We start from the raw sequence: 20,773 nt of genomic DNA on the forward strand, positions 1-20,773 counted from the left end.
TGGTGGGCATGTGCGGCAGGTATGCGACCACTGCGAATCCGGCGACACTCGCGGCCGACCTCGATGCGATCAACGAGGCGGGCGAGGAGGAGAGTCCGCCCGACTTCAACGTGGCGCCCACCACGCAGGTCCTGACAGTGGTCGATCGCCACGACGCCCGGCGGATCCGGCGGATGCGGTGGGGGCTCGTGCCGTCGTGGACGAAGGAGCTCGGCAAGGGGCCGGTGCTGTTCAACGCGCGAGCGGATTCGGTCGACAACAAACCGGCCTTCCGGAACGCGTTCACATACAAGCGCTGCCTCGTTCCGATGGACGGCTGGTACGAGTGGCAGACCGAGGTCGATGCGGCGGCCGCCGGGAAGAAGTCGGGTAAGGCCAAGAAGATCCCGTACTACATGTCGCCGGAGGACGGCTCCCGCCTGTACATGGCCGGACTGTGGTCGGTCTGGCACGATCCCGCGGTCGCGGAGTCGCCCCCGGTCCTGAGCTGCAGCATCATCACGGTCGACTCAGCCGCCCAGCTCGAGAACGTGCACGACCGGATGCCGCTGGTGATGCCCCGCGAGCGCTGGTCCGCGTGGCTCGATCCCGAGCATCCCGCGTCGACGGATCTGCTCGACGTGTTACCCGACGCCATCGCCGACATCACCGTCCGGCGGGTGTCCACGCTGGTCAACAGCGTGAAGAACAACGGACCGGAACTCCTCGACCCCGATGCAACCGGTCGTGACGAGGCGCAGGTGGGGGAGCAGATCAGCCTGCTGTGACCGCAGCGGTGACGGCTCCGCTGAGCCGCACCAGGTCGGCGGGGGCGAGTTCGATCTCGAGTCCGCGCCTGCCGGCGCTGCACAGCACCCGGTCCCAGTCGAGCGCCGACGCGTCGACGACCGTCGGGAGTGCCTTGCGCTGTCCGAGCGGTGAGATGCCCCCGAAGACGTACCCGGTGGAGCGCTCCGCCTCGGTACGGTCCGCCATCACGGCCTTGCCCGCGCCCAGCGCCGCGGCCGCCGCCTTCAGCGACAATTTCTCCGGCACCGGCACGACCGCCACAGCCAGCTTGCCGGTGTCGAGTTTGATCACCAGCGTCTTGAACACCTGATGGGCGGTGACGCCGACCGTGTCGCCCAGAGCGTCGACGGCCTCCGAACCGTACGACTCCGCCCGCGCATCGTGCGCGTAGCTGTGCACGGCGTGGTCGACGCGGTGTTTCACGAGCAGCTTCGTCGCGGGAGTGGCAGTTCCGGCCATGGACAGACACTCTGCCACGCGGTCGGGAACACACCGGACGGGAGGCGTGTTGGTACCTGCAGAACAACAGTGCATCGAAGGGAGTGGTCCGTATCGTGATGTCCTCGGTGATGGAGCCCACGTCGCGTCTGCAGTTGGCGGTAACGTTGACGCCCACGGCGACCGAAGGGATCAGCGTGCAGGAACATGACCGTCCGACGGCAGACCAGGCCGAGCCACAGGACGAGTTGATCGCGCGTTTCGAAAGGGACGCGCTCCCACTTCTGGATCAGCTGTACGGCGCTGCTCTGAGGATGACCAGAAACCCGGCGGACGCCGAGGACCTCGTGCAGGAGACGTACGTGAAGGCCTACACGGCGTTCCGTTCGTTCCGCGAGGGCACCAACCTCAAGGCGTGGCTGTACCGGATTCTCACGAACACGTACATCAACTCGTACCGCAAGAAGCAGCGCCAGCCCGCGCAGTACCCCACCGACGAGATCACCGACTGGCAGCTGGCGGCGACGGCGGAACATTCGTCGACCGGTCTGCGGTCCGCCGAGGTCGAGGCTCTGGACGCGTTGCCCGACGACGACATCAAGGAAGCCCTCCAGGCCCTGCCGGAGGAGTTCCGGATGGCCGTCTACTACGCCGACGTCGAGGGGTTCCCCTACAAGGAGATCGCCGAGATCATGGGCACCCCGATCGGGACCGTGATGTCGCGACTGCACCGTGGGCGCAAGCAGCTCCGAGGTCTGCTCGCCGACGTCGCACGCGAACGTGGATTCAACCGTGGGGGCACCGACGACGTGCCCGGCGACAGTGCAGTGAGCGCGGAGCAGGAGGTTTCTCGGTGAGCGAGCAGGACGAATTCGAGCAGCTCGACTGCTCCGCCGTCATCGCGGACGTCTGGCTGATGCTGGACCGTGAATGCGATGAGGCGTCGCGGGCGCGGCTGCAGAGGCACCTCGACGAGTGTGGGTCGTGCCTCGAGGCGTACGGCATCGAGGAGAAGGTGAAGTCCCTCGTGAACCGCAAGTGCGGCGGGGAGCACGCACCGGAAAGCCTCCGTCAGAGGCTCTCCATCGAGTTGCGGCGGACGATCCTCATTACGAATACCGAACCCGACGCATAACTCGTCAGAACAGCAATCAGGGGCCGGAAAGCATCGCTGCTTTCCGGCCCCTGGTGCGTTCTACGGCGCGTCAGGCGTTGGGACGCTTGCCGTGGTTTGCGGCGTTGCCCTTGCGACTGCGCTTCTTACGACCACGCTTACCCATGAGTAGATCTCCCTTCTTTTCACCACAGTCTTCCACGTGTGGTTGGGTGTCCTTGCAACAGGGCTTTCTCGACACCCGGGAGTGAAGGATCACAATGGCAGAAGACGTGCGCGCCGAAATGGTTTCGACGGTGTATCAGGTTGTGGTGAGCGCGGGTGACGAGGTGAAGGAGGGCGACACCCTCGTCATCCTCGAGTCGATGAAGATGGAGATCCCCGTCATCGCCGAAGAGCCCGGCACGGTCACCTCCGTGGACGTCAAGGTCGGCGACGTGATCCAGCAGGGCGACCTGATCGCAGTGATCTCCTGAGCTGACACCCACCGACGATGTCCACACTGAGTGACCTGCTCGCCGAACACACCGACCTGCCCGGCGAGGCCGTCGATCACCTCCAGCGAGTCGTCGGTGAGTGGCAGTTGCTCGCCGACCTCTCCTTCGCGGACGTTCTGCTCTGGGTCGGAACGGATTCCGCGGCCACCAACTCGACCGGCACCGTGATCTGCGTCGCGCACTGCAGGCCCACCACCGCGTCGACCGCCTTCCCGGAGGATGTCGTCGGGACGGTCGTGTCGGAGTCGGAACACCCGCAGGTGCTGCAGGCGCTGCTCGAGGGCCGCGTCGTGCGCCCCGAGGACGGCGGCGGGCACGCCGGTCTGCCGCCGCGCGGGGAAGCGGTCCCGGTGCGGTGGAACGGCGAAGTGATCGCGGTCCTGAGCCGGGACACCAACCTGTCGCACCAGCGGGCGCAGAGCCCGCTCGAGGTCGCGTATCTCGACTGCGCCGATGATCTGTGCCAGATGATCAGCGACGGAACCTTCCCGATCCGGGAGGCCCGGTCGGACACCAACTCGAGTCCCCGCGCCGGCGACGGCTTCATCCGCCTCGACACCGACGGCAGCGTGGTCTACGCGAGTCCCAATGCGCTGTCGGCCTATCACCGGATGGGTCTCAGCTCGGACCTGATCGGCCAGAACCTGGCCGCCACCACGCGGTCGCTCGTGACGGATCCGTTCGAGTCGCAGGAGGTCGCCGGATACATCCGCGACACCATCGCCGACAAGCCGGGCCGCCGCATGGAGATCGAGGCCAGGGGAGCGACCGTCCTGCTCCGGGCGCTGGTCCTCAAACCCGGCGGGAAGCGCGTCGGCGCCGCCGTCGTCGTGCGGGACGTCACCGAGGTGAAGAGGCGGGATCGCGCGCTGCTCAGCAAGGACGCGACGATCCGCGAGATCCATCACCGGGTGAAGAACAATCTGCAGACCGTGGCGGCGCTCCTGCGACTGCAGGCCCGCCGCACCAACAACGAGGAAGCCCGGCAGGCGCTGAGCGAATCGGTGCGCCGTGTCACGTCGATAGCCCTCGTGCACGACACGTTGTCGATGTCGGTGGACGAGGAAGTGAACCTCGACGAGGTCGTCGACCGTCTGGTGCCGATCCTGTCCGACGTGGCGACGGTGAGTACGCCGATCAAGGTCCGCCGGGAGGGCAGCTTCGGGGTGTTCTCCGCGGAGCGGGCCACGCCGCTGGTGATGGTGCTGACCGAACTCGTGCAGAACGCGATCGAGCACGCCTTCGAACCCGGCGCTCCGGGCACGGTCACCATGAGGGCCGAGCGTTCTGCGCGGTGGCTGGACGTCGTGATCCACGACGACGGCAGGGGATTGCCGCCCGGTTTCAGCCTCGAGCGGTCCGACCGTCTCGGTCTGCAGATCGTCCGGACTCTGGTGGCCGCCGAGCTGAACGGCTCCCTCGGGCTGCATCCCGGGCCGGAGGGTGGAACGGATGCCGTGTTACGCGTACCGCTGGGCCGTCGTGGGCCGCGGTACTGATCGGGGGGCAAGCAAAAGGCCCGGCACCATGTGGTGCCGGGCCCGTCTTCTTCTGAAGTATCAGACGGTGGTGCGGGCACGCGTCCGAGCGTTGCGGCGCTTGAGTGCGCGTCGCTCGTCTTCGCTCATGCCGCCCCACACACCGGCGTCCTGGCCCGACTCGAGTGCCCACGAGAGGCATTCGGCGGTCACCGGGCAGCGGTTGCAGACAACCTTGGCATCAGCAATCTGCGCGAGAGCCGGACCGCTGTTGCCCACAGGGAAGAACAACTCGGGGTCTTCGTCGCGACAGATTGCCTTGTGGCGCCAGTCCATCCTTCTGCTCCTTAACTGGGTGCTAAATGCACCGTTTCGTCTTCATGAGTTCATGTGTGCGTAGAGAATGTTTCCGCACTGTTGCTTGTGAATGCTTTCACGAACTGGCGGGATGTCAATAGAAAACCGCCGCACCGTGGGGGAGCTCACGTACTTAGGCTGCCCTTCGAGGTGCGCCGTCCTTTGTACCCGGTGCAGGCACTTCCCGCTAGGTGAAAACGGCGATTCTCGAGAATTGCTCAGGGTCGCGCCGGCGCGACCACATCCAGCGCCTCGGGCACCGACACGAACTCGACGACTTTGCGCAGTCCGATGTAGTCGCCGTCCATCTGCAGTCCGATGGGTTCCGACGCGGAGATCCGCACGGACGGCACGTCGTCGACCCGGACCAGCTTCTTCGCCTTCGGACGGGTTCCGGGGGTCAGCAGCTGGCGGGCCACCCGCAGCGTGGTGAGGATCGCGGTGGACCGCATCGCGAAGACGCCGAGGCCGGTGTCGTAGGTGGTGTCGGGATTCGTGTGCACTTCCCGCTTGTTCAGATACGTCCAGGGACTCGCGTTCGACACGAATGCGTAGTGAACGCCCTCGACCGGATCGTGATCGGGAACCTCGACGGTGAGCGTCGGCTCGGCGTATTTCGACCGGAAGAACACCCGCACCGCCGCGCGGACATACTGCGCCGGTGTGGCCGGCCGCCCGTTCTTGCGGTGCATGTCGACCGCCTCACACACCTGGGCGTCCCAGCCGAGACCGGCGTTGAACGTGAACCAGCGGTTGTCGCAGTGCGCGAGCCCGATCCGGCGCCGCTGCCTGCGGGCGAGGAGATCGATGAGCTGGTTGGTGGCGTCCACCGGGTCGGGCGCGATGCCGAGCGAGCGGGCGAACACGTTCGCCGACCCACCGGGGACGACGGCGATCGGGGGAATCGGCCCCACCGTCACCGCGCTCATCGACTTCGGTACCGGGGTGCCGAGCAGTCCGTTGACCACCTCGTTCACGGTGCCGTCTCCGCCGTGGACGATGATCAGGCCCATCCCGTCCACACAGGCCTGCTGCGCAAGTTCGGCGGCGTGACCGCGGTGTGTCGTGTGCGCGACCGTCAACCGCACCCGGCTCGACAGCGCGTGGGCGAGGAGATCACGCCCGGCCGGAGTCGTCGATGTGGCATTGGGGTTGACGATCAGCAGCGCGCGCACGGGGCCCAAGCCTAGCGGGGGCGGGACGTGTCACCGTCCGAGGCTGCCGGCGACGGGGTGTTCTAGGCTGGCCGACGTGCCGAAGCCGTCTCTCAGCAAGTCCACGCCCACCACGGTCCGCGCGGCGGGCGCCCTGGTGTCGCTCGAGGGCGCGGTGGCGGTCGGTGTCGCCGTGGTGCTGGTCATCCGGGGACTGCTCGGGCACGACCAGAGCGTCAGCAGCGGATACGGCACCGCGGCCTGGTTTGCGATTCTCGGGGGCGCCGTGCTCGCCGCCGGGCTCGCGCTGATCTTCGGCCGGCGCTGGGGGCGGGCGATCGCGATCGTCGCCCAACTTCTCCTGCTCCCGGTGGCGTGGTCGCTGCTCACCGATTCGCACCAGCCGTTCTTCGGTGTGCTGCTCGGCGTCGTCGTCGTGGCGGCCCTCGGGTGCCTGTTCAGCAGTCCCACGTCGAAGTGGATGGCTGCCGAGTACGGCCAGGAGGCCGACGCCGACAACCCATCGGACCGCTAGCTCACCTCGGACGCGAGGCGGCCGAGCGGATCCCCGGTGAGCCGGTACGTGGTCCATTCGTCCTGCGGGTGCGCGTCCAGCGACTCGTAGAACGCGATCGACGGCTTGTTCCAGTTGACCACCGACCACGACAGTCGCGTGTAGCCGTTGTCGACGCACTCCTTCGCGAGTGTGGCGAGCAGGGCCTTGCCGTGCCCGGAACCGCGCTCCGACGGGCTGACGAACAGGTCCTCGAGGTAGATGCCGTGCGTTCCGTCCCAGGTGGAGAAGTTCCGGAACCACACCGCGATCCCGACGACCCGGTCGTCGTCGTTCGTCGCGACGTGGGCGAAGGTCGACGGCTGCGGACCGAACAGGGCGTCGTCGATCTGGTCGGCGGTGACGGTGCACTCGTCACGGGCCCGCTGGTGTTCGGCGAGTTCGTAGATCATGGCGGTGATCGCGGAGACGTCCTCGGGTACTGCGCGTCTGATCATCGGGCACCTTCCTCGCCTGTCACGTTGTGGCTGACCACCTGTTGCGCCCCGTGCTCGAAGCCGAGGACGGAGTACGCGCCCGGCGACATCGCGAACCGTCGTCCCTCACTGATGGGAAGCTCCGCCCAGCGGGCGATGAGCCCGCGCGAGAAGTGACCGTGCCCGACGAGGATCACGTCACGGTCGACGAGTTGCGAATGAGCGACAGACAGTACGAGGTCGCACCGGGTGTGCACCTGCTCGGCCTGTTCGCCGCGAGGGCACGGGTGCGTCCACACGGTCCAGTCCGGCACCTGCTGCCTGATCTCGGGGGTCGTCATGCCCTCGTAGATCCCGTAATCCCATTCGGCGAGCGCGTCCCAGGTGCGCTGGATCTTCAATCCCGCCAGCTCCGCCGTCTCCCGGGCGCGTTGCCGCGGGCTGACGATGACGAGGGGGTCGCGCAGTTCGAGGGCGTCCATCGCCGGACCCACCCGCCGCGCCTGGGCTTCACCCAGTTCGGTGAGGTGGACGTCGGTCCGACCGGTGTGTTTACCCCAACGGGCCCATTCCGTTTCGCCGTGTCGGAGGAGGACGATCCGACGGCCGCGCGGCGAATCACTGGGTGGCATCCATCCATCATGTCAGTCAATCTGCGTGTATGGCTCGCCTCCGGGGACGAAGTAGGTAAGGATCGAGCCGTGACAACGGTTCTAGCAGTGGCAAATCAGAAGGGTGGGGTCGCGAAGACCACCACGGTCGCTTCTCTCGGCGCAGCCCTCGTCGGGCTGGGCCAGAAGGTCCTGGTGGTGGATCTCGACCCGCAGGGATGTCTGACGTTCTCCCTCGGGCACAACCCGGACCGCCTGGACGCCTCCGTCCACGAGGTGCTGACGGGTGATCTGGCGGCGGAGGAGGCCGTGATCGACACCGAGGACGGTGTCGCCCTTCTGCCCGCGACGATCGACCTCGCGGGCGCGGAAGCGTTGCTGCTCATGCGTCCCGGTCGTGAGTTCGCCCTCAAGCGCGCTCTGGCGCCGTTGCTGGACGACTACGACACGATCATCCTCGACTGCCCGCCGTCGCTCGGTGTGCTCACGCTCAACGGGCTCACGGCGGCGCAGTCGGTACTGGTGCCGTTGCAGTGCGAGACGCTCGCCCACCGCGGTGTGGGGCAGTTGCTGCGGACGGTCACCGAGGTGCAGCAGATCACCAACCCCGACCTGGTGCTGCTCGGAGCGCTGCCGACGCTGTACGACGCCCGCACGACGCACAGCCGGGACGTGCTCTCCGACGTGTCCGATCGCTACAACCTGCCGGTCCTCGCGCCGCCGATCCCGCGGACGGTGCGATTCGCGGAGGCGACGGCGTCGGGTGCCACGGTGCTGGCGGGGCGCAAGAACAAGGGTGCCCAGGCGTACCGGGACCTGGCCGAGAACCTCGCCAAGCACTGGGCGGGATCCGAGCTGGCTACGTTTTCGCCTGGAAGTGCCGAGTAAGTTCTTCCGGCGTCGGATTCCACGCGGCAGGCCAATCCTGTTGGCGTAACTGGGCGTCCGTGCCCCCGTCGGCGAAGACGATGCTGCCGCAGAACAGTGTCGACCCCGGTCCGAGCAGGAACTCGACGAGCGCGGCGATCTCGTCCGGGCGTCCGCGCCTGCCCAGCGGCACCGGATAGAAGTCCAGCGCCTTCGCCAGTTCGGGGTCGAGGTCGTCCCCGCTGGTCATCGGTGTGTCGATCATGCCCGGCGCGATCGCGTTGAGTCGTATGCCGTTGCCGATCCACTCGGGCCGTACCGCTTCGCGCCGAATCCACCAGGCCAATGCGAGCTTGGACGCGGGGTATGCCGGGATGGCGGTCACCTGGTCGCCGATGCGCACCGCCTCCGCCTCGTCGCCGTCGAGGCACGCGGTCACCAGATTCTCGGGAATCCCCGGCTGTGTGGTGGTGCTGCTCGACGAGATCACCACCACCGAGGCGCCGTCCGCGCGCTCGAGGGCGGGCTTCAGGGCCGTCACGAGTTCCACGGCCCCGAAGTAGTTGACCGCGACGAGCCTGCCGCCCGGGACGTGCGACAGCGAGCCGAGTCCTGCGCAACAGACGAGACCGTCCACGACTCCGCCGCTTGCCTCGGACACGGCGTCGGCCGCCGCGGTTCGTCCGCCGGGGGTCGACAGGTCGGCGGTCACGTCGGTGTGTGCGAGGTCGACTCCGATGACGGTATGACCGCCGGACTCGAGCGTGCGGCGGCTCGCCGCCCCGATGCCCGAGGCGGCGCCGGTGATCACGTAGGTTGCCATGCCGTGAATTAGAACACGTTACAGATCGCGGTGGTGCGGACTTCGGACTCCGATTCACGCGTTCCGGACTCCGCGTCGGCGTAGTGGGCGCGCAGTCCCGTGACGCCGGGCGCCCGGTCCTCGTGCAGCACGAACCGGGCGTCGTAGTCGCCGCCGTTCTGGGAGCGGAAAGGCAACGGCGCGTCGGTGAACAGGCCGGACAGGCGATCGATCAACCGGGCCGCGACACCCGGGTAGTGCTCGGCGGGCAACCGGTCCGCGCTGTCGATCAGGACCGGGGGCAGTACGGACATCCCCGTGTACCAGAAGATTCCGTGGTGGATCGGGAACAGGAGTTCGTCCATCTGGCCGTTGATCCCACGTGCGCCCGCGCTGTCGGCGCTGCCGCCGAAACTGACGACCGTCATCGCCCGCTTGCCGGCCAGGGTTCCGTCGCCGTACCGCCGGGTGGAGCCGTCCTCGCGGCGCAGTCCGTAGCCGTACCCCTCGACGAAGACCCGGTCGAACCAGCCCTTGAGGATCGCGGGCATGCCGTACCACCACAGCGGGAACTGCACGATCACCGCGTCGGCCCACGCGAGTTTGCGCTGCTCGGCGCGGATGTCGGGGGCCAGGGTGCCCTCGGTCAGGGCCTGACCCGACCGCGCGCCGACGAGGAGGCGGTGGTGGGGGTCGTGTCCGAAATCGTCTGCCGTCACCACCGGGTTCCATCGCATCGCGTACAGGTCCGAGGTCCGGATGTCGTGGTCGGCGCCGCGCAGTGCCGAGAGGGCGTCGCTGCGGAGTGCCGCGTTCAGGGACTTCGGTTCGGGATGTGCCGATACCCACAGGATCTTCATGGTTCGCCTTCCGCTCGGTCGTCCTGACCTCTCCGATCATGGACGCGCGGCGGTGGCCGCGACAGTGGCCGGTGGGACGATATGTGAAATAATCGGGCCATGTCCGATTCGAGAGGTAAGCGGACCGTGCGTCGCCATCGCGTGGTCGTGTTCGTGCGCGACGGTCTGCTCCCGATCGAGTTCGGAATCGTCCACCGATTGTTCGGTGAGGCGCGATCGCGGGAGGGCGAACCGCTGTACGAGGTCCTCACGTGCACCCTCACACCCGGCGCCGTCCGTACCGACACCGACGTGACGATCACCGTCGAGCACGGCCCGGCACTTCTCGGCACGGCCGACACCGTCGTGATCCCGGCGTCCGATCAGGACTACGACCCGCCGGAGGACGGGCGCCTGCCCCGCCACCTCGCGGACGCCCTCGCGCACATTCGCCCGGGCACGCGGGTGGCATCGATCTGCACGGGCTCGTTCGTCCTCGCCGCGGCAGGGCTTCTCGAGAACCGGCGTGCCACGACGCACTGGAAGTCGGCGGACGCGTTCCGGCGGCGTTACCCGGACGTGCACCTGGACCCCGGCGTGCTCTACACGCACGACGGCGGCGTGCTCACCGCCGCCGGCGTCGCGTCCGGAATCGATCTGTGCCTGTACATGATTCGTCTCGACCACGGTGCGTCGGTGGCCAACGAGGTGGCGCGGGGAACGGTCGTGCCGCCTCATCGCAGCGGTGGTCAGGCGCAGTTCATCACCGAGCCCGTCCCGGACGCCGACGGTGCGTCCACGGCGCGAGCGCGGGCGCGGGCGCTGTCGCATCTCGATCAACCGCTGTCGCTGCGGGAGCTGGCCGCGTGGGAGTCGATGAGCGTGCGCACGTTCACCCGGCGATTCCGGGCCGAGACGGGGATGTCGCCGACGCAGTGGGTTCTCGAACAGCGGATCATCCGCGCCCGCGAACTGCTCGAGAACACCGACCTGCCGGTGGACGACGTGGCGGCGGCCGCGGGATTCGGCACCGCGACGTCGCTGCGACAACACCTCTCGCGCACGGTCGGCGTCTCACCGTCCGCGTACCGCGCCACTTTCCGTTGACGGCATGCTCATTCGTCCAAGTGCGGGGGAGTGCGCGGCGCTAACGTCGAGGCCATGACAGTCTCGGACACGCCTCGAAACAACACCCTGACGATGCGGGCTCAGCCGCTTCTCGCCGTCGACGACGTCGAACGCGCAGGCGAGTGGTACCGGAAGGTCCTGGACGCGCGCAGCGGCCACGGTGGACGGGACTACGAGCAACTCCTCGTCGACGGGCACATGATCCTGCAACTGCACCGGCTCGACGAGGGCCACCACCACGGCCCCCTCGGCGATCCTTCGCTCCCGCGGGGAAACGGGGTGGCGATCTGGTTCGAGACCCCCGACTTCGACGGCACCGTTGCGAGGGTGCGGGAGGCGGGTGCCGACGTGGTCACGGACGTGCACGTCAATCCCAATGCGGGACATCGCGAGATCTGGATCCGCGACCTCGACGGCTATCTCGTGGTGTTCGCCGAACCGGCGTGACGGGCGATCTCAGCGCAGCGCCACGACAGCATCGCCGCGCTGTTCGAGGACGACGTCGCCGGCCACCGTCGTGAGGATCGGCCCCGCCGCGGCGTCACGCGCAACCGGGATCGTGCGAAGCAACGCGCCGGTCGACAAGTCGAGCACGGCGATGCCGGATTCCACCGGAACCAGTAGGTTTCCGGCCATCACCGCTCCCGGGCCGAGAGCGCCCGGGAAGATCCAGCGCGGTACGAGATCGGAGGCGCCGAGTGACACCACGTCCGAACCGGTCCACCAGGTGACCGCCGAACTGCCTGTCGACGTGACGGGGTCCGGGCCGACCCGGGCGGTGAGCGCGTATTCGGACACGGCGTTGCCGGTGCCGTCGAACAGGCCGATCCGCGGTCCGTACGACGGGCCGGCGGGGAGGTAGACGGCCGTGGTCTCGCCGGACACCCCGAGGATGCGAGCGCCCTCGACGCCGGCATCCACCCCCGCCAGGACGCTCGACCCGTACTCCTCGGGTTCCTGATTGTCCTTCGGCGACGGGTTCATGACCGTCAGACGATCGGCTACCTCGCCGGGACAGCGCTCGAGAACGGACAGCCTGCTGCTACTCGAACCGACGTCGATCAGCGTGCATCCGCTGCGTGGCTGCCTCCTGGGGTTCACGGGCGCGTCCACCCGGCCGTACTCGACGGTGCGGACGAGGTCGGAGCGCCACAATTCCAGCCGGCGGTCGCCGAGAGATGCCACATACGTACCGTCGGCCTTCAGCGTCACCTCGGAATCGGCGTCGCTGCTCCGCTGGGCCAGACGCTCACCGGTACCGCCGTCGAGTTCGGTGGCCTGGGAGCAGCCGCGGTCGTCGAGGTAGACGGCCACGACCTTCTCCCACGACGCCGTCACACCGCACAGGTCGAGATCACGCTCGTACCGCCACAGCTCGGTACCCGACATCCGGTCCCGTCCCACGACGTCCCCGCTGTCGGCGGTGACGACCGCACCAGCGACGACGAGGGGTGCGGAGGTGGCGGAACTGGCGGCGTCCCAGATCGGGCTCAGCGTCTCAGGAACCGTCAGGGCCGTGATGAGCGCAGGCGGCGGCTCGGCGGCGGTGACCGAGGTGGTGCCCCGGGCATCGCTACGGAACCACACCACGGTGAGGGCGACCACGACCGCGACGGCGATTCCGGCAGCGACGACGAGATCGGCGCGCGAGCGCCGCTCAGGTGCGAGCACGGTGGTTGTTTACTCCGCGTTCGTCGCGGCGGCGCCGACCTTCGTGGTCCGGCGGCGACGACGCCGGCGGGGCTTGGAGGCACCCTCGCCGTCGGTGTCCCCGCTCGAAGCAGCGGATTCGGGTGCCGTCGGCTCCGGCGACACGGACTTGGGGCCCACGGAGTCCGCGGGGCGGCCACCACGGGTGCGGCGGCGGGTGCGGGTGCGTGCCGGACGCTCCGTGCGCTCGGCCTTCTCGCCCTGCTCGATATCGGAGCTCTCGCTCCGCTCGGCGCCCGTGTTCTCGCTCCGCTCGGCGCCCGTGTTCTCGCTCCGCTCGGATGCGACCTTCTCGGCCTTCTCCACCCGGGGGCGCTTGATCGTGCCGGTCGCGCCGGCCGGGATCGACAGCTCCTCGAACAGGTGCGGGGAGCTGGAGTACGTCTCCGCCGGATCGGGGATGCCGAGGCCGAGAGCCTTGTCGATGAGCTGCCAGCGGGGGATGTCGTCCCAGTCCACCAGCGTCACGGCGATGCCGGTGCGGCCCGCCCGCCCGGTGCGGCCGATCCGGTGGACGTACGTCTTCTCGTCCTCGGGGCACTGGTAGTTGATGACGTGGGTGACATCGTCGATATCGATGCCGCGGGCCGCGACGTCCGTTGCGACCAGCACGTCGATCTTGCCCGTGCGGAACGCCTTCAGCGCCTTCTCGCGAGCAACCTGATTGAGGTCGCCGTGGACGGAGCCGACGGAGAAACCCCGCTCGGCGAGATCGTCGGCGACCTTCTGGGCGGTGCGCTTGGTGCGGGTGAAGATCATCGTCGCGCCGCGGCCGTCGGCCTGCAGCACGCGGGCCACCATCTCCGCCTTGTCGAGCGCGTGCGCCCGGTAGATGTGCTGGCTGGTCCGGTCGTGCACCGCCGAGTCGTCGGCCTGCTCGGCGCGGATGTGCGTCGGCTGGGTGAGGAACGTGCGGGCGAGCGTGATGATCGGACCCGGCATGGTCGCCGAGAACAGCATCGTCTGGCGCTTGTCCGGCACCATTCCGAGGATGCGCTCGATGTCGGGCAGGAAGCCCAGGTCGAGCATCTCGTCGGCCTCGTCGAGAACGAGGACCTCGACCTTGCCCAGGATCAGATGACCCTGGTTGGCGAGGTCGAGCAGACGACCCGGGGTGCCCACGACGACGTCGGCGCCCTTCTGGAGCGTCGCGATCTGCGTCTCGTACGGGCGGCCACCGTAGATGGCGAGGACCTCGAGCTTGTTCTTCTCGCCCTTCAGGTACTTCGCTGCGCCCTCGAGGTCCTTGGTGACCTGGATGCACAGCTCGCGGGTGGGCACGATGACCAGCGCGCGGGGAGTGCCGTCGAGTGCGGCCGTCCCGGTGGTGCCACTGGAGATGCGGTGGAGCAGCGGGACGCCGAAACCGAACGTCTTGCCCATGCCCGTGCGGGCCTGACCGATCAGGTCGTCGCCGGCGAGGGCGAGGGGGAGCGTCAGCTCCTGGATCGCGAACGTCCGCTCGATGCCGATCTCGTCGAGAGCGCGGACGATCTCGTCACGCACTCCGAGCTCGGCGAAAGTGGGGGCGACGTGCGTGGAGTCGAGTTGCGCCGACAGCGTGGTCTCGGTTGCGTCGTCTTCATGGTCGACAGTGATCTTGCTCAGGGGACTGGCCTTCCTCGTAGCTGCACGCACGCACGAGGTAAGGGCCAGGCCGCTGGTCGGCCCGATTTCCCAGTCGACGCTCGTCGATGTCCTCTTCCGAGTCGATCCTGCCACTGCCTCAGCGCTGAAATCGAAGATTTCGGCGAGGCGCGGCTGGGACCGTCGATCAGGTGCGCGCACATTATCGGTGGGAACCGCTGATCGGATCGTGATCGATCATCACTCAAACCGCGTTCTCCGTGGAGGCGAACGTGGTGACGAGCGGTTGCCCATGATCATTGTAGCCGGAGAACGCCCCACAACCGGTTACGCATGGCAAACATCACTGGGTGACCCACTAGGCTGTGGCGCCATGGAGCCCAACACGCCTGCATCCTCTGATTCCACCATTCCCGCTGATCACCCCGGCGTCAGTGAACTCTTCGCGGTCCTCGCGTACGGCGAGATCTCCGCGTTCTACCGGCTGTCCGAGGACGCGCAGATGGCGCGGACCCTGCAGGGCAAAGTGGCGCTCGCAAGCATGGCCGCCGCCGAGATGGGCCACTTCGAGATGCTCGAGAAGGCGCTGACCGCGCGTGGGTTCGACATCTTCGAGGCGATGGATCCGTTCGTCCGCCCCCTGAACAACTACCACGCGTCCACCACACCGTCGACGTGGCTCGAGGCATTGGTGAAGGCCTACGTCGGTGACGGGATCGCCGCCGACTTCTACCGCGAGATCGGGCACTCGCTGCCCGCCGAGGTCTCGCGGACGGTCGAGGAGGTGCTCTCGCAGACCGGCCACTCGGAGTTCGTCGTCCACGAGGTGCAGCAGGCGATCAAGGCCAGCAACCGCGACAAGGACCGCCTCATGCTCTGGGGCAGGCGACTGCTCGGCGAGGCCATCACCCAGGCACAGTTCGTCCTCGCGCAGCGGGAGGCGCTCACCGAACTCGTCATCTCCGCGTCCGGCGACCTCAACGGCGTCGTCGCACTGTTCGACCGCATGCAGGAGATGCACGCCGAACGCATGGCCGTGCTCGGGCTTGTGTGAGGTGTGACGGCATGTTCGCTCAGGGCACAGCCCACGGACGCGCACCGGCGGCGGCCACTGCATTAGCCTTGCCAGGACAGCTGATGTTTCTCGGAGAGTTCGGAGGTTGACCGTGGAGGTCAAGATCGGTGTAATCGACAGCCCGCGTGAGCTCATCGTCAGCAGCGAGCAGACCCCGGACGAGGTCGAGACATTGGTCTCGGACGCCCTCACCGGTGGCGACGGGATCTTGTCTCTGCAGGACGACAAGGGACGCAAGTACCTCGTGCAGTCCAGCAAGATCGCCTACGTGGAGATCGGCCCGTCCGATATCCGCAAGGTCGGATTCGCTCCGACCAAGTGAACACACGAGAAAGGGCCCGCAGTCGACTCGACTGCGGGCCCTTTCTCGTGCACGGTGTCAGCGCTGTTCGGGATGCAGCGGCACGCGGGACAGACCGCCCCACGCGAGCGTGACCGTCGTGTCGACCGCTTCTTCCTTCGGGATCGGGCGCGACGCCTCGAGCCAGTACCGCGCGGTGAACTGGCTGGCGCCGACGAGGCCGACAGCGAGGATGCGGGCGCGGTAGGGATCGAGACCGGAGTCGTGGCTGACGAGGTCGAACACGGCGTCCACGCACGCCTCGGTGGCCTGCTCGACGCGGCTCTGCACCTGGGGCTCACCCATGAGGTCCGACTCGAACACGAGCCGGAAACCCTGCGAGTCGTTGTCGACGAAGTCGAAGAACGCCTGCACCGCGGCGCGGACACGCTGCTTGTTGTCCGTGGTCGAGCGCAGTGCCTGCCGGACGCCGGAGATCAGGCTGTCGACATAGCTCTGCAACACCGCCACGTACAGCTCGAGCTTGCCGGGGAAGTGCTGGTAGAGGACGGGCTTGCTCACACCGGCGCACTCGGCGATCTCGTCCATACCGGCAGCGTGGTATCCGCGTGTGACGAAGACCTCGCTGGCTGCGGCGAGTAGCTGCAGTCGCCGGGCGTCACGGGGGAGTCGCGTGCTGCGACGGGCCCCGGTGCCCTTTCCGGGGGTGGCATCGCGATCGGAGTTCGTCCGATCCGCGAGTTCAGTCATAGCGCTTCCAATCTGCACAAGTATTCCGCGTCACATTCTGTGTAACTGTGTGAACGATACCCGCGCGTAGTGAACCGTTCATGGTGGACTCGCTGGACTCGCCCGGTCAAGGATATTGCCTGACCGGTAACTGGGACCCTGCGGCGGTCGGGTGCGCCTGGTCGCCCGGGTAGCCGCGACGTTGCGGATCGCCTCTGCGTGACACGCCGAATGACCTGCGGACGGTGCGCTGGGACGAGGCGGTGCCGGACTGTGAGATTCTGGGCTGCGTGACTGACCGAGGAGGACCGCGTGTTCGCGGCCGGGCTCCCCAGAGCTCCGAGGACGGGGAGCGACGATCGCGCAGCATCGACCAGCGTGACGTCCGTCCCCACACTTCGCAGTCGGCACCACAGTCGCATCAACCGCTCCGTGCGCAATGGGACCCGACCAGCCGCGACGTCGGCAGGCCCCGGAACCCGCGCCCCGAGCGGCAGGCGCGGAAGCAGAGCCGCATCGGCCGGTTCGTCTCCACCTACGGCTGGCGGGCCTACGCGATCCCGATCCTGCTGGTGGTCACCGTTCTCGTGGTGGTCGACGCGGTCCGGGACACCGGCGGCGGCAGCGAGACGACGGCCGAGACCGACACCCCCGGATTCGGCACCCTGTCCCGCGACACCGACGGTTCGAGCGTCATCGGGATCCCGCCGGAGGCCGACGGTAACTTCGCCGCCGAACTTCCCTCGGGCGCGCTGCCCGAGGGAGGTCCGTTCACGGCGGTCGGCGCAGGCACCTGGCACGTGGTTCCCGGAAGCGGAACCAAGATCGGGCAGGGCACCGAACGCGAATTCACGTACAGCGTCGAGATCGAGGACGGGGTCGACACGTCCGGGTTCGGCGGCGACGAGTCGTTCGGCCGGATGGTCGACCAGACGCTGTCGAATCCGAAGAGCTGGACGAAGGACCCGCGGTTCGCGTTCCGCCGCGTCGACCAGGGCGACCCCGACTTCCGGGTGTCGCTGACGTCGCAGATGACCATCCGTGAGGCGTGCGGCTACGACATCCAGCTGGAGGTGTCCTGCTACAACCCCGGCATCGATCGCGTCGTCCTCAACGAGCCGCGCTGGGTGCGGGGAGCCATCGCGTTCCAGGGCGACATCGGGTCGTACCGGCAGTACCAGATCAACCACGAGGTCGGGCACGCCATCGGCTACCAGGACCACCAGCCGTGCGAGACCGAGGGCGGCCTCGCGCCGGTGATGATGCAGCAGACGTTCGGCACGGCCAACAACGACATCGCGCAGCTCGACCCCGAGGGTATCGTCCCGATGAACGGTCTGACCTGCCATTTCAATCCGTGGCCGTTCCCGAGGGCGTGAGCAGGGGCCGCCCCGCGCGACTGCCGGCGGGAGGGGAAGAATGGACCCTGTCGGAGCGTTGAAGTCAATGCTGTCCGACGCATCGGAAGCTGTCGCGCAACGTCAGGAGTGGGCCGTGTCGCTTGACCGTTCTGTGAAGACCACCGAGGCACTGCCGCCGCTGGTGGAACCGGACGCCGAACTTTCCCGCGACGAGGTGGCGCGGTACAGCAGGCACCTGATCATCCCGGATGTCGGTATGGCGGGGCAGAAACGTCTGAAGAACGCGAAGGTCCTCGTCATCGGCGCGGGCGGCCTCGGGTCACCCGCCCTGCTGTACCTGGCGGCGGCGGGTGTGGGGACGCTCGGCATCGTCGAGTTCGACGAGGTCGACATGTCGAACCTGCAGCGGCAGGTGATCCACGGCCGGTCCGACGTGGGCCGTCCGAAGGCCGAGAGTGCGCGCGACTCGATCCGCGAGATCAACGACAACGTCGACGTCCGGTTGCACGAGTTCCGGCTCGAGCCCGACAACGCCGTGGAACTGTTCGAGCAGTACGACCTGATCCTCGACGGCACCGACAACTTCGCCACCCGGTATCTCGTCAACGACGCCGCCGTCCTCGCGCACAAGCCGTACGTGTGGGGCTCGATCTACCGATTCGAGGGCCAGGCGTCCGTGTTCTGGGAGGATGCGCCGAACGGTCGCGGACTCAACTACCGGGACCTGTACCCGGAGGCGCCCCCGCCGGGCATGGTGCCGTCGTGCGCCGAGGGCGGTGTGCTCGGTGTGCTCTGCGCGTCGATCGGTTCGATCATGGCCACCGAGGCGGTCAAGTTGATCACCGGCATCGGGGAGTCGCTGCTCGGACGGCTGATGGTCTACGACGCACTGGACATGACCTACCGCACCATCACGTTGCGCCGGGATCCGGCGCGGACCCCGGTCACCGAACTGATCGACTACGACGCGTTCTGCGGCGTGGTGTCCGACGAGGGTCAGGCGGCGGCGGCCGGTTCGACCATCACGGCCACGGAGCTGCGTGATCTCCTCGACTCCGGCAAGGAGATCGAACTGATCGACGTGCGCGAGCCGGTCGAGTGGGACATCGTCCACCTGCCCGGTGCCGTGCTGATCCCCAAGGACCGGATCCTGTCGGGGGAGGCGCTGTCGGAGCTTCCGCAGAACAAGCCGATCGTGCTGCACTGCAAGACCGGCGTCCGCTCGGCGGAAGCGCTGGCCGCGCTGAAGAAGGCCGGCTTCTCCGACGCCACACATCTGCAGGGCGGCGTGATCGCGTGGGCGAAACAGGTGGACACCAGCCTGCCCGTCTACTGACCTTCGTCGTGGCGTGATTGCCCGTGCCCGGGCCAGCGCGCCTTGCAGTGTCACCGGCCCACCCGGCGGTAGCGTTGAGTCCGTGAGCACAGGCCAACCCCCTCAACACGTGTGCTCCACGTTCGGCCTCCGGGAAGTCGAGCCCATCCCACTCGGTGCGGACTGGGACGGCGGGTGGCTCTGTGGAGACGTAGTCCTGTCAGCCGTCGCCGACCACGCGCGCGCCGCGTGGTCCGCCAAGATCCGCGAGACGCTGGAGGTGGACGGGGTGCGGCTCGCGCGTCCTGTGCGGTCCACCGACGGCCGGTATGTGGTGTCCGGGTGGCGGGCCGACACGTTCATCGAGGGCACGCCCGAACCGCGTCACGACGAGGTCGTGTCGATGTCGGGGCGGCTTCACGCCGCCACCTCGCAGCTCGACCGTCCCCGGTTCCTCGTGCAGCCCCCGGTTGCGCCGTGGGCCGAGGTCGACGTGTTCGTGGCTGCGGATCGCGCCGCCTGGGAGAAGATCCCGCTGCGCAGCGCGAAGGGTGCGGAACAGCTCGAGACGCCGTCCCCCGACGGTCGCAAGAGCCTGGAACTGATCACCGGACTCGCGACGCTGCGCAAGCCCGTCACGGGCCCGGACCAGCTGGTGCACGGAGACCTGTTCGGCACCGTCCTGTTCGCCGGTGCCCTCGCGCCCGGGATCACCGACATCACTCCGTACTGGCGTCCCGCGTCGTGGGCGGCGGCGGTGGCCGTGGTGGATGCCATTTCCTGGGGTGGAGCCGACGAGGCCCTCATCGGCCGTTGGGAAGATCTGCCCGAATGGCCGCAAATGCTCCTGCGTGCGGTGCTGTTCAGGCTCGCCGTCCACGTGCTGCACCCACGCTCGACCGCGGAGGCGTTTCCCGGACTTGCCCGCACGGCCGACGTGGTACGCCTCCTGCTCTAGGTGAGCAGCTCCGCGAACAGATCGCGGGCGGCCGTGGTCGCGGCAGCCTCGTCCCCGTCGACCACCGCCTGGATCAGACGCCCGTGCTCGTCGTGGAACCCGGCACCGGTCGCGTGGACGTGCCGGTCGACGGTCTGGGCGATCGAGGGCAGTAGCGAGTCGTAGAACTCCAGGTACACGGCGTTGTGGCTCGCTTCGACGATCGCGCGGTGCAGGCTGACGTCCGCCGCGACGGCGGCCTCCGTGTCGGATTCGGCCCAGCACCGGGAGCGTTCGTCGAGGAGGCTCTGCAGGCGTGCGACGTCGTCCGGGGTGCGGCGCCGGGCGGCGAGCGCGGCGGCGGTGACGTCGAGCGCCTGCCGCAGTTCCGTGACGTCGCGCTCGTGTGCGCCGGCGAAGTACTTGCCGAGTGTGCCCCCGACGTCGGAGGTGGCGACGACGTACGTGCCGGATCCCTGCCGCCGTTCGAGCAGGCCGGTGTGGACGAGGGCCTGCACCGCCTCGCGGACGGTGTTGCGTCCCGTTCCGGTGAGTTCGGACAGCGCGGTCTCGGTGGGGATCTTCGCGCCGACCGCCCACCGACCACTGCAGATCTCGTCGCGCAGCTGCTCGGTGACCTGTGAGATCAGACTCGAGCGGCGCACTGGTTTTCCAAAGGTCATCCTGTCATCCT

General features: G+C 68.0%; 26 protein-coding genes. 14 read left to right on the forward strand and 12 right to left on the reverse strand.

The window, feature by feature from the left end; translation table 11 throughout:
- The first annotated feature begins 8 nt into the window (after positions 1-8).
- The gene (locus tag ACNJ7E_RS35215) at positions 9-767 is read left to right on the forward strand and encodes an SOS response-associated peptidase (protein WP_418342067.1); all 759 of its coding nucleotides are present in this window, start codon (positions 9-11) and stop codon (positions 765-767) included.
- Here ACNJ7E_RS35215 and ybaK read toward each other — a convergent pair.
- Positions 754-1,248, reverse strand: a complete 495-nt coding sequence (ybaK, locus tag ACNJ7E_RS35220) for a Cys-tRNA(Pro) deacylase (protein ID WP_280781638.1) — start codon at positions 1,246-1,248, stop codon at positions 754-756. The genes ACNJ7E_RS35215 and ybaK overlap by 14 nt on opposite strands.
- Positions 1,249-1,346: 98 nt before the next feature.
- Between ybaK and ACNJ7E_RS35225 the strand changes: the two genes are divergently transcribed.
- Together ACNJ7E_RS35225 and rsrA are read left to right on the forward strand one after the other, a co-directional pair.
- On the forward strand, positions 1,347-2,084 hold the full coding sequence (locus ACNJ7E_RS35225) for a sigma-70 family RNA polymerase sigma factor (protein ID WP_280781772.1): 738 nt from the start codon (positions 1,347-1,349) through the stop codon (positions 2,082-2,084).
- Positions 2,081-2,362, forward strand: coding sequence for a mycothiol system anti-sigma-R factor (rsrA, locus tag ACNJ7E_RS35230; protein ID WP_005240092.1), 282 nt, complete (start codon positions 2,081-2,083; stop codon positions 2,360-2,362). Before ACNJ7E_RS35225 ends, rsrA begins: the two co-directional genes overlap by 4 nt.
- 70 nt (positions 2,363-2,432) lie before the next feature.
- Here the strand turns inward: rsrA and ACNJ7E_RS35235 are convergent, their stop codons facing one another.
- Entirely contained in the window at positions 2,433-2,507 is a 75-nt protein-coding gene (locus ACNJ7E_RS35235) for a 50S ribosomal protein bL37 (RefSeq protein WP_022597109.1), read from the reverse strand.
- A gap of 94 nt (positions 2,508-2,601) precedes the next feature.
- On the opposite strand from ACNJ7E_RS35235, the gene ACNJ7E_RS35240 reads away from it, so the two are divergent.
- Together ACNJ7E_RS35240 and ACNJ7E_RS35245 are read left to right on the forward strand one after the other, a co-directional pair.
- Positions 2,602-2,817, forward strand: a complete 216-nt coding sequence (locus tag ACNJ7E_RS35240; RefSeq protein WP_005240095.1) for a biotin/lipoyl-binding carrier protein — start codon at positions 2,602-2,604, stop codon at positions 2,815-2,817.
- 17 nt (positions 2,818-2,834) lie between these two features.
- Positions 2,835-4,337 carry a sensor histidine kinase gene (locus ACNJ7E_RS35245; protein WP_280781639.1) on the forward strand — a complete coding sequence of 501 codons (1,503 nt, stop codon included), beginning with the start codon at positions 2,835-2,837 and terminating at the stop codon, positions 4,335-4,337.
- A gap of 60 nt (positions 4,338-4,397) precedes the next feature.
- On the opposite strand, the gene ACNJ7E_RS35250 is transcribed toward ACNJ7E_RS35245, so the two are convergent.
- Positions 4,398-4,652 carry a WhiB family transcriptional regulator gene (locus tag ACNJ7E_RS35250; RefSeq protein WP_005240099.1) on the reverse strand — a complete coding sequence of 85 codons (255 nt, stop codon included), beginning with the start codon at positions 4,650-4,652 and terminating at the stop codon, positions 4,398-4,400.
- A gap of 239 nt (positions 4,653-4,891) precedes the next feature.
- Positions 4,892-5,848: a diacylglycerol/lipid kinase family protein gene (locus ACNJ7E_RS35255; protein ID WP_105413159.1), complete on the reverse strand. Its 957-nt coding sequence runs from the start codon at positions 5,846-5,848 to the stop codon at positions 4,892-4,894.
- Between the two features lie 76 nt (positions 5,849-5,924).
- On the opposite strand from ACNJ7E_RS35255, the gene ACNJ7E_RS35260 reads away from it, so the two are divergent.
- Positions 5,925-6,362 (forward strand): hypothetical protein, encoded by a 438-nt coding sequence (locus ACNJ7E_RS35260; protein ID WP_005240102.1) that lies wholly within the window; start codon positions 5,925-5,927, stop codon positions 6,360-6,362.
- On the opposite strand, the gene ACNJ7E_RS35265 is transcribed toward ACNJ7E_RS35260, so the two are convergent.
- Both ACNJ7E_RS35265 and ACNJ7E_RS35270 read right to left on the reverse strand, forming a co-directional pair.
- Positions 6,359-6,838 carry a GNAT family N-acetyltransferase gene (locus ACNJ7E_RS35265; protein WP_280781641.1) on the reverse strand — a complete coding sequence of 160 codons (480 nt, stop codon included), beginning with the start codon at positions 6,836-6,838 and terminating at the stop codon, positions 6,359-6,361. The two genes, ACNJ7E_RS35260 and ACNJ7E_RS35265, sit on opposite strands and share 4 nt — an antisense overlap.
- Entirely contained in the window at positions 6,835-7,449 is a 615-nt protein-coding gene (locus tag ACNJ7E_RS35270; RefSeq protein ID WP_280781642.1) for an acid phosphatase, read from the reverse strand. Before ACNJ7E_RS35270 ends, ACNJ7E_RS35265 begins: the two co-directional genes overlap by 4 nt.
- A gap of 69 nt (positions 7,450-7,518) precedes the next feature.
- Between ACNJ7E_RS35270 and ACNJ7E_RS35275 the strand changes: the two genes are divergently transcribed.
- A complete protein-coding gene (locus tag ACNJ7E_RS35275) occupies positions 7,519-8,316 on the forward strand; it encodes a ParA family protein (protein ID WP_418342068.1) in 798 nt (265 codons plus the stop codon).
- Here ACNJ7E_RS35275 and ACNJ7E_RS35280 read toward each other — a convergent pair.
- Positions 8,288-9,118 (reverse strand): SDR family oxidoreductase, encoded by an 831-nt coding sequence (locus ACNJ7E_RS35280; RefSeq protein ID WP_280781643.1) that lies wholly within the window; start codon positions 9,116-9,118, stop codon positions 8,288-8,290. The genes ACNJ7E_RS35275 and ACNJ7E_RS35280 overlap by 29 nt on opposite strands.
- A gap of 8 nt (positions 9,119-9,126) precedes the next feature.
- Entirely contained in the window at positions 9,127-9,957 is an 831-nt protein-coding gene (locus ACNJ7E_RS35285) for an NAD(P)H-dependent oxidoreductase (protein ID WP_418342069.1), read from the reverse strand.
- Between the two features lie 99 nt (positions 9,958-10,056).
- On the opposite strand from ACNJ7E_RS35285, the gene ACNJ7E_RS35290 reads away from it, so the two are divergent.
- Both ACNJ7E_RS35290 and ACNJ7E_RS35295 read left to right on the forward strand, forming a co-directional pair.
- Positions 10,057-11,043 (forward strand): GlxA family transcriptional regulator, encoded by a 987-nt coding sequence (locus tag ACNJ7E_RS35290; protein ID WP_280781645.1) that lies wholly within the window; start codon positions 10,057-10,059, stop codon positions 11,041-11,043.
- 54 nt (positions 11,044-11,097) lie between these two features.
- Complete coding sequence (locus tag ACNJ7E_RS35295; RefSeq protein ID WP_280781646.1) at positions 11,098-11,511, forward strand: VOC family protein; 414 nt, start codon at positions 11,098-11,100, stop codon at positions 11,509-11,511.
- 9 nt (positions 11,512-11,520) lie between these two features.
- On the opposite strand, the gene ACNJ7E_RS35300 is transcribed toward ACNJ7E_RS35295, so the two are convergent.
- Both ACNJ7E_RS35300 and ACNJ7E_RS35305 read right to left on the reverse strand, forming a co-directional pair.
- Positions 11,521-12,735, reverse strand: a complete 1,215-nt coding sequence (locus ACNJ7E_RS35300; RefSeq protein WP_418342070.1) for an Rv3212 family protein — start codon at positions 12,733-12,735, stop codon at positions 11,521-11,523.
- Between the two features lie 9 nt (positions 12,736-12,744).
- Entirely contained in the window at positions 12,745-14,412 is a 1,668-nt protein-coding gene (locus ACNJ7E_RS35305) for a DEAD/DEAH box helicase (RefSeq protein ID WP_418342071.1), read from the reverse strand.
- A 322-nt stretch (positions 14,413-14,734) separates the two neighbouring features.
- Here ACNJ7E_RS35305 and ACNJ7E_RS35310 point away from each other — a divergent pair, with 322 nt between their 5' ends.
- The gene (locus ACNJ7E_RS35310; protein WP_009479559.1) at positions 14,735-15,415 is read left to right on the forward strand and encodes a ferritin-like fold-containing protein; all 681 of its coding nucleotides are present in this window, start codon (positions 14,735-14,737) and stop codon (positions 15,413-15,415) included.
- A 112-nt stretch (positions 15,416-15,527) separates the two neighbouring features.
- Entirely contained in the window at positions 15,528-15,758 is a 231-nt protein-coding gene (locus tag ACNJ7E_RS35315; RefSeq protein WP_005259708.1) for a DUF3107 domain-containing protein, read from the forward strand.
- 57 nt (positions 15,759-15,815) lie between these two features.
- On the opposite strand, the gene fasR is transcribed toward ACNJ7E_RS35315, so the two are convergent.
- Complete coding sequence (fasR, locus tag ACNJ7E_RS35320) at positions 15,816-16,487, reverse strand: HTH-type transcriptional activator FasR (protein WP_009479561.1); 672 nt, start codon at positions 16,485-16,487, stop codon at positions 15,816-15,818.
- Positions 16,488-16,711: 224 nt separating this feature from the next.
- On the opposite strand from fasR, the gene ACNJ7E_RS35325 reads away from it, so the two are divergent.
- The 3 genes from ACNJ7E_RS35325 (at position 16,712) to ACNJ7E_RS35335 (ending at position 20,100) form a co-directional block, all read left to right on the forward strand.
- Entirely contained in the window at positions 16,712-17,845 is a 1,134-nt protein-coding gene (locus ACNJ7E_RS35325) for a DUF3152 domain-containing protein (RefSeq protein ID WP_280781649.1), read from the forward strand.
- Between the two features lie 133 nt (positions 17,846-17,978).
- Positions 17,979-19,163: an adenylyltransferase/sulfurtransferase MoeZ gene (gene moeZ, locus ACNJ7E_RS35330; RefSeq protein WP_016883159.1), complete on the forward strand. Its 1,185-nt coding sequence runs from the start codon at positions 17,979-17,981 to the stop codon at positions 19,161-19,163.
- 82 nt (positions 19,164-19,245) lie between these two features.
- Positions 19,246-20,100 (forward strand): TIGR02569 family protein, encoded by an 855-nt coding sequence (locus ACNJ7E_RS35335; RefSeq protein WP_280781650.1) that lies wholly within the window; start codon positions 19,246-19,248, stop codon positions 20,098-20,100.
- Here the strand turns inward: ACNJ7E_RS35335 and ACNJ7E_RS35340 are convergent.
- Positions 20,097-20,762 (reverse strand): FadR/GntR family transcriptional regulator, encoded by a 666-nt coding sequence (locus ACNJ7E_RS35340; RefSeq protein ID WP_418342072.1) that lies wholly within the window; start codon positions 20,760-20,762, stop codon positions 20,097-20,099. The two genes, ACNJ7E_RS35335 and ACNJ7E_RS35340, sit on opposite strands and share 4 nt — an antisense overlap.
- Between the last annotated feature and the right edge of the window lie 11 nt (positions 20,763-20,773).

Source organism: Rhodococcus mengyinensis, assembly GCF_048381435.1.
Classification (GTDB): Bacteria; Actinomycetota; Actinomycetes; order Mycobacteriales; family Mycobacteriaceae; genus Rhodococcus_F; species Rhodococcus_F opacus_D.

Bases quoted from the DNA above. Each gene is read 5' to 3' on its own strand.
- ACNJ7E_RS35215 (WP_418342067.1), top strand. From the start codon at position 9: ATGTGCGGCAGGTATGCGACCACTGCGAATCCGGCGACACTCGCGGCC.
- ybaK (WP_280781638.1), bottom strand. From the start codon at position 1,248: ATGGCCGGAACTGCCACTCCCGCGACGAAGCTGCTCGTGAAACACCGC.
- ACNJ7E_RS35225 (WP_280781772.1), top strand. From the start codon at position 1,347: ATGTCCTCGGTGATGGAGCCCACGTCGCGTCTGCAGTTGGCGGTAACG.
- ACNJ7E_RS35240 (WP_005240095.1), top strand. From the start codon at position 2,602: ATGGCAGAAGACGTGCGCGCCGAAATGGTTTCGACGGTGTATCAGGTT.
- ACNJ7E_RS35245 (WP_280781639.1), top strand. From the start codon at position 2,835: ATGTCCACACTGAGTGACCTGCTCGCCGAACACACCGACCTGCCCGGC.
- ACNJ7E_RS35250 (WP_005240099.1), bottom strand. From the start codon at position 4,652: ATGGACTGGCGCCACAAGGCAATCTGTCGCGACGAAGACCCCGAGTTG.
- ACNJ7E_RS35265 (WP_280781641.1), bottom strand. From the start codon at position 6,838: ATGATCAGACGCGCAGTACCCGAGGACGTCTCCGCGATCACCGCCATG.
- ACNJ7E_RS35270 (WP_280781642.1), bottom strand. From the start codon at position 7,449: ATGCCACCCAGTGATTCGCCGCGCGGCCGTCGGATCGTCCTCCTCCGA.
- ACNJ7E_RS35280 (WP_280781643.1), bottom strand. From the start codon at position 9,118: ATGGCAACCTACGTGATCACCGGCGCCGCCTCGGGCATCGGGGCGGCG.
- ACNJ7E_RS35285 (WP_418342069.1), bottom strand. From the start codon at position 9,957: ATGAAGATCCTGTGGGTATCGGCACATCCCGAACCGAAGTCCCTGAAC.
- ACNJ7E_RS35290 (WP_280781645.1), top strand. From the start codon at position 10,057: ATGTCCGATTCGAGAGGTAAGCGGACCGTGCGTCGCCATCGCGTGGTC.
- ACNJ7E_RS35295 (WP_280781646.1), top strand. From the start codon at position 11,098: ATGACAGTCTCGGACACGCCTCGAAACAACACCCTGACGATGCGGGCT.
- ACNJ7E_RS35310 (WP_009479559.1), top strand. From the start codon at position 14,735: ATGGAGCCCAACACGCCTGCATCCTCTGATTCCACCATTCCCGCTGAT.
- fasR (WP_009479561.1), bottom strand. From the start codon at position 16,487: ATGACTGAACTCGCGGATCGGACGAACTCCGATCGCGATGCCACCCCC.
- ACNJ7E_RS35340 (WP_418342072.1), bottom strand. From the start codon at position 20,762: ATGACCTTTGGAAAACCAGTGCGCCGCTCGAGTCTGATCTCACAGGTC.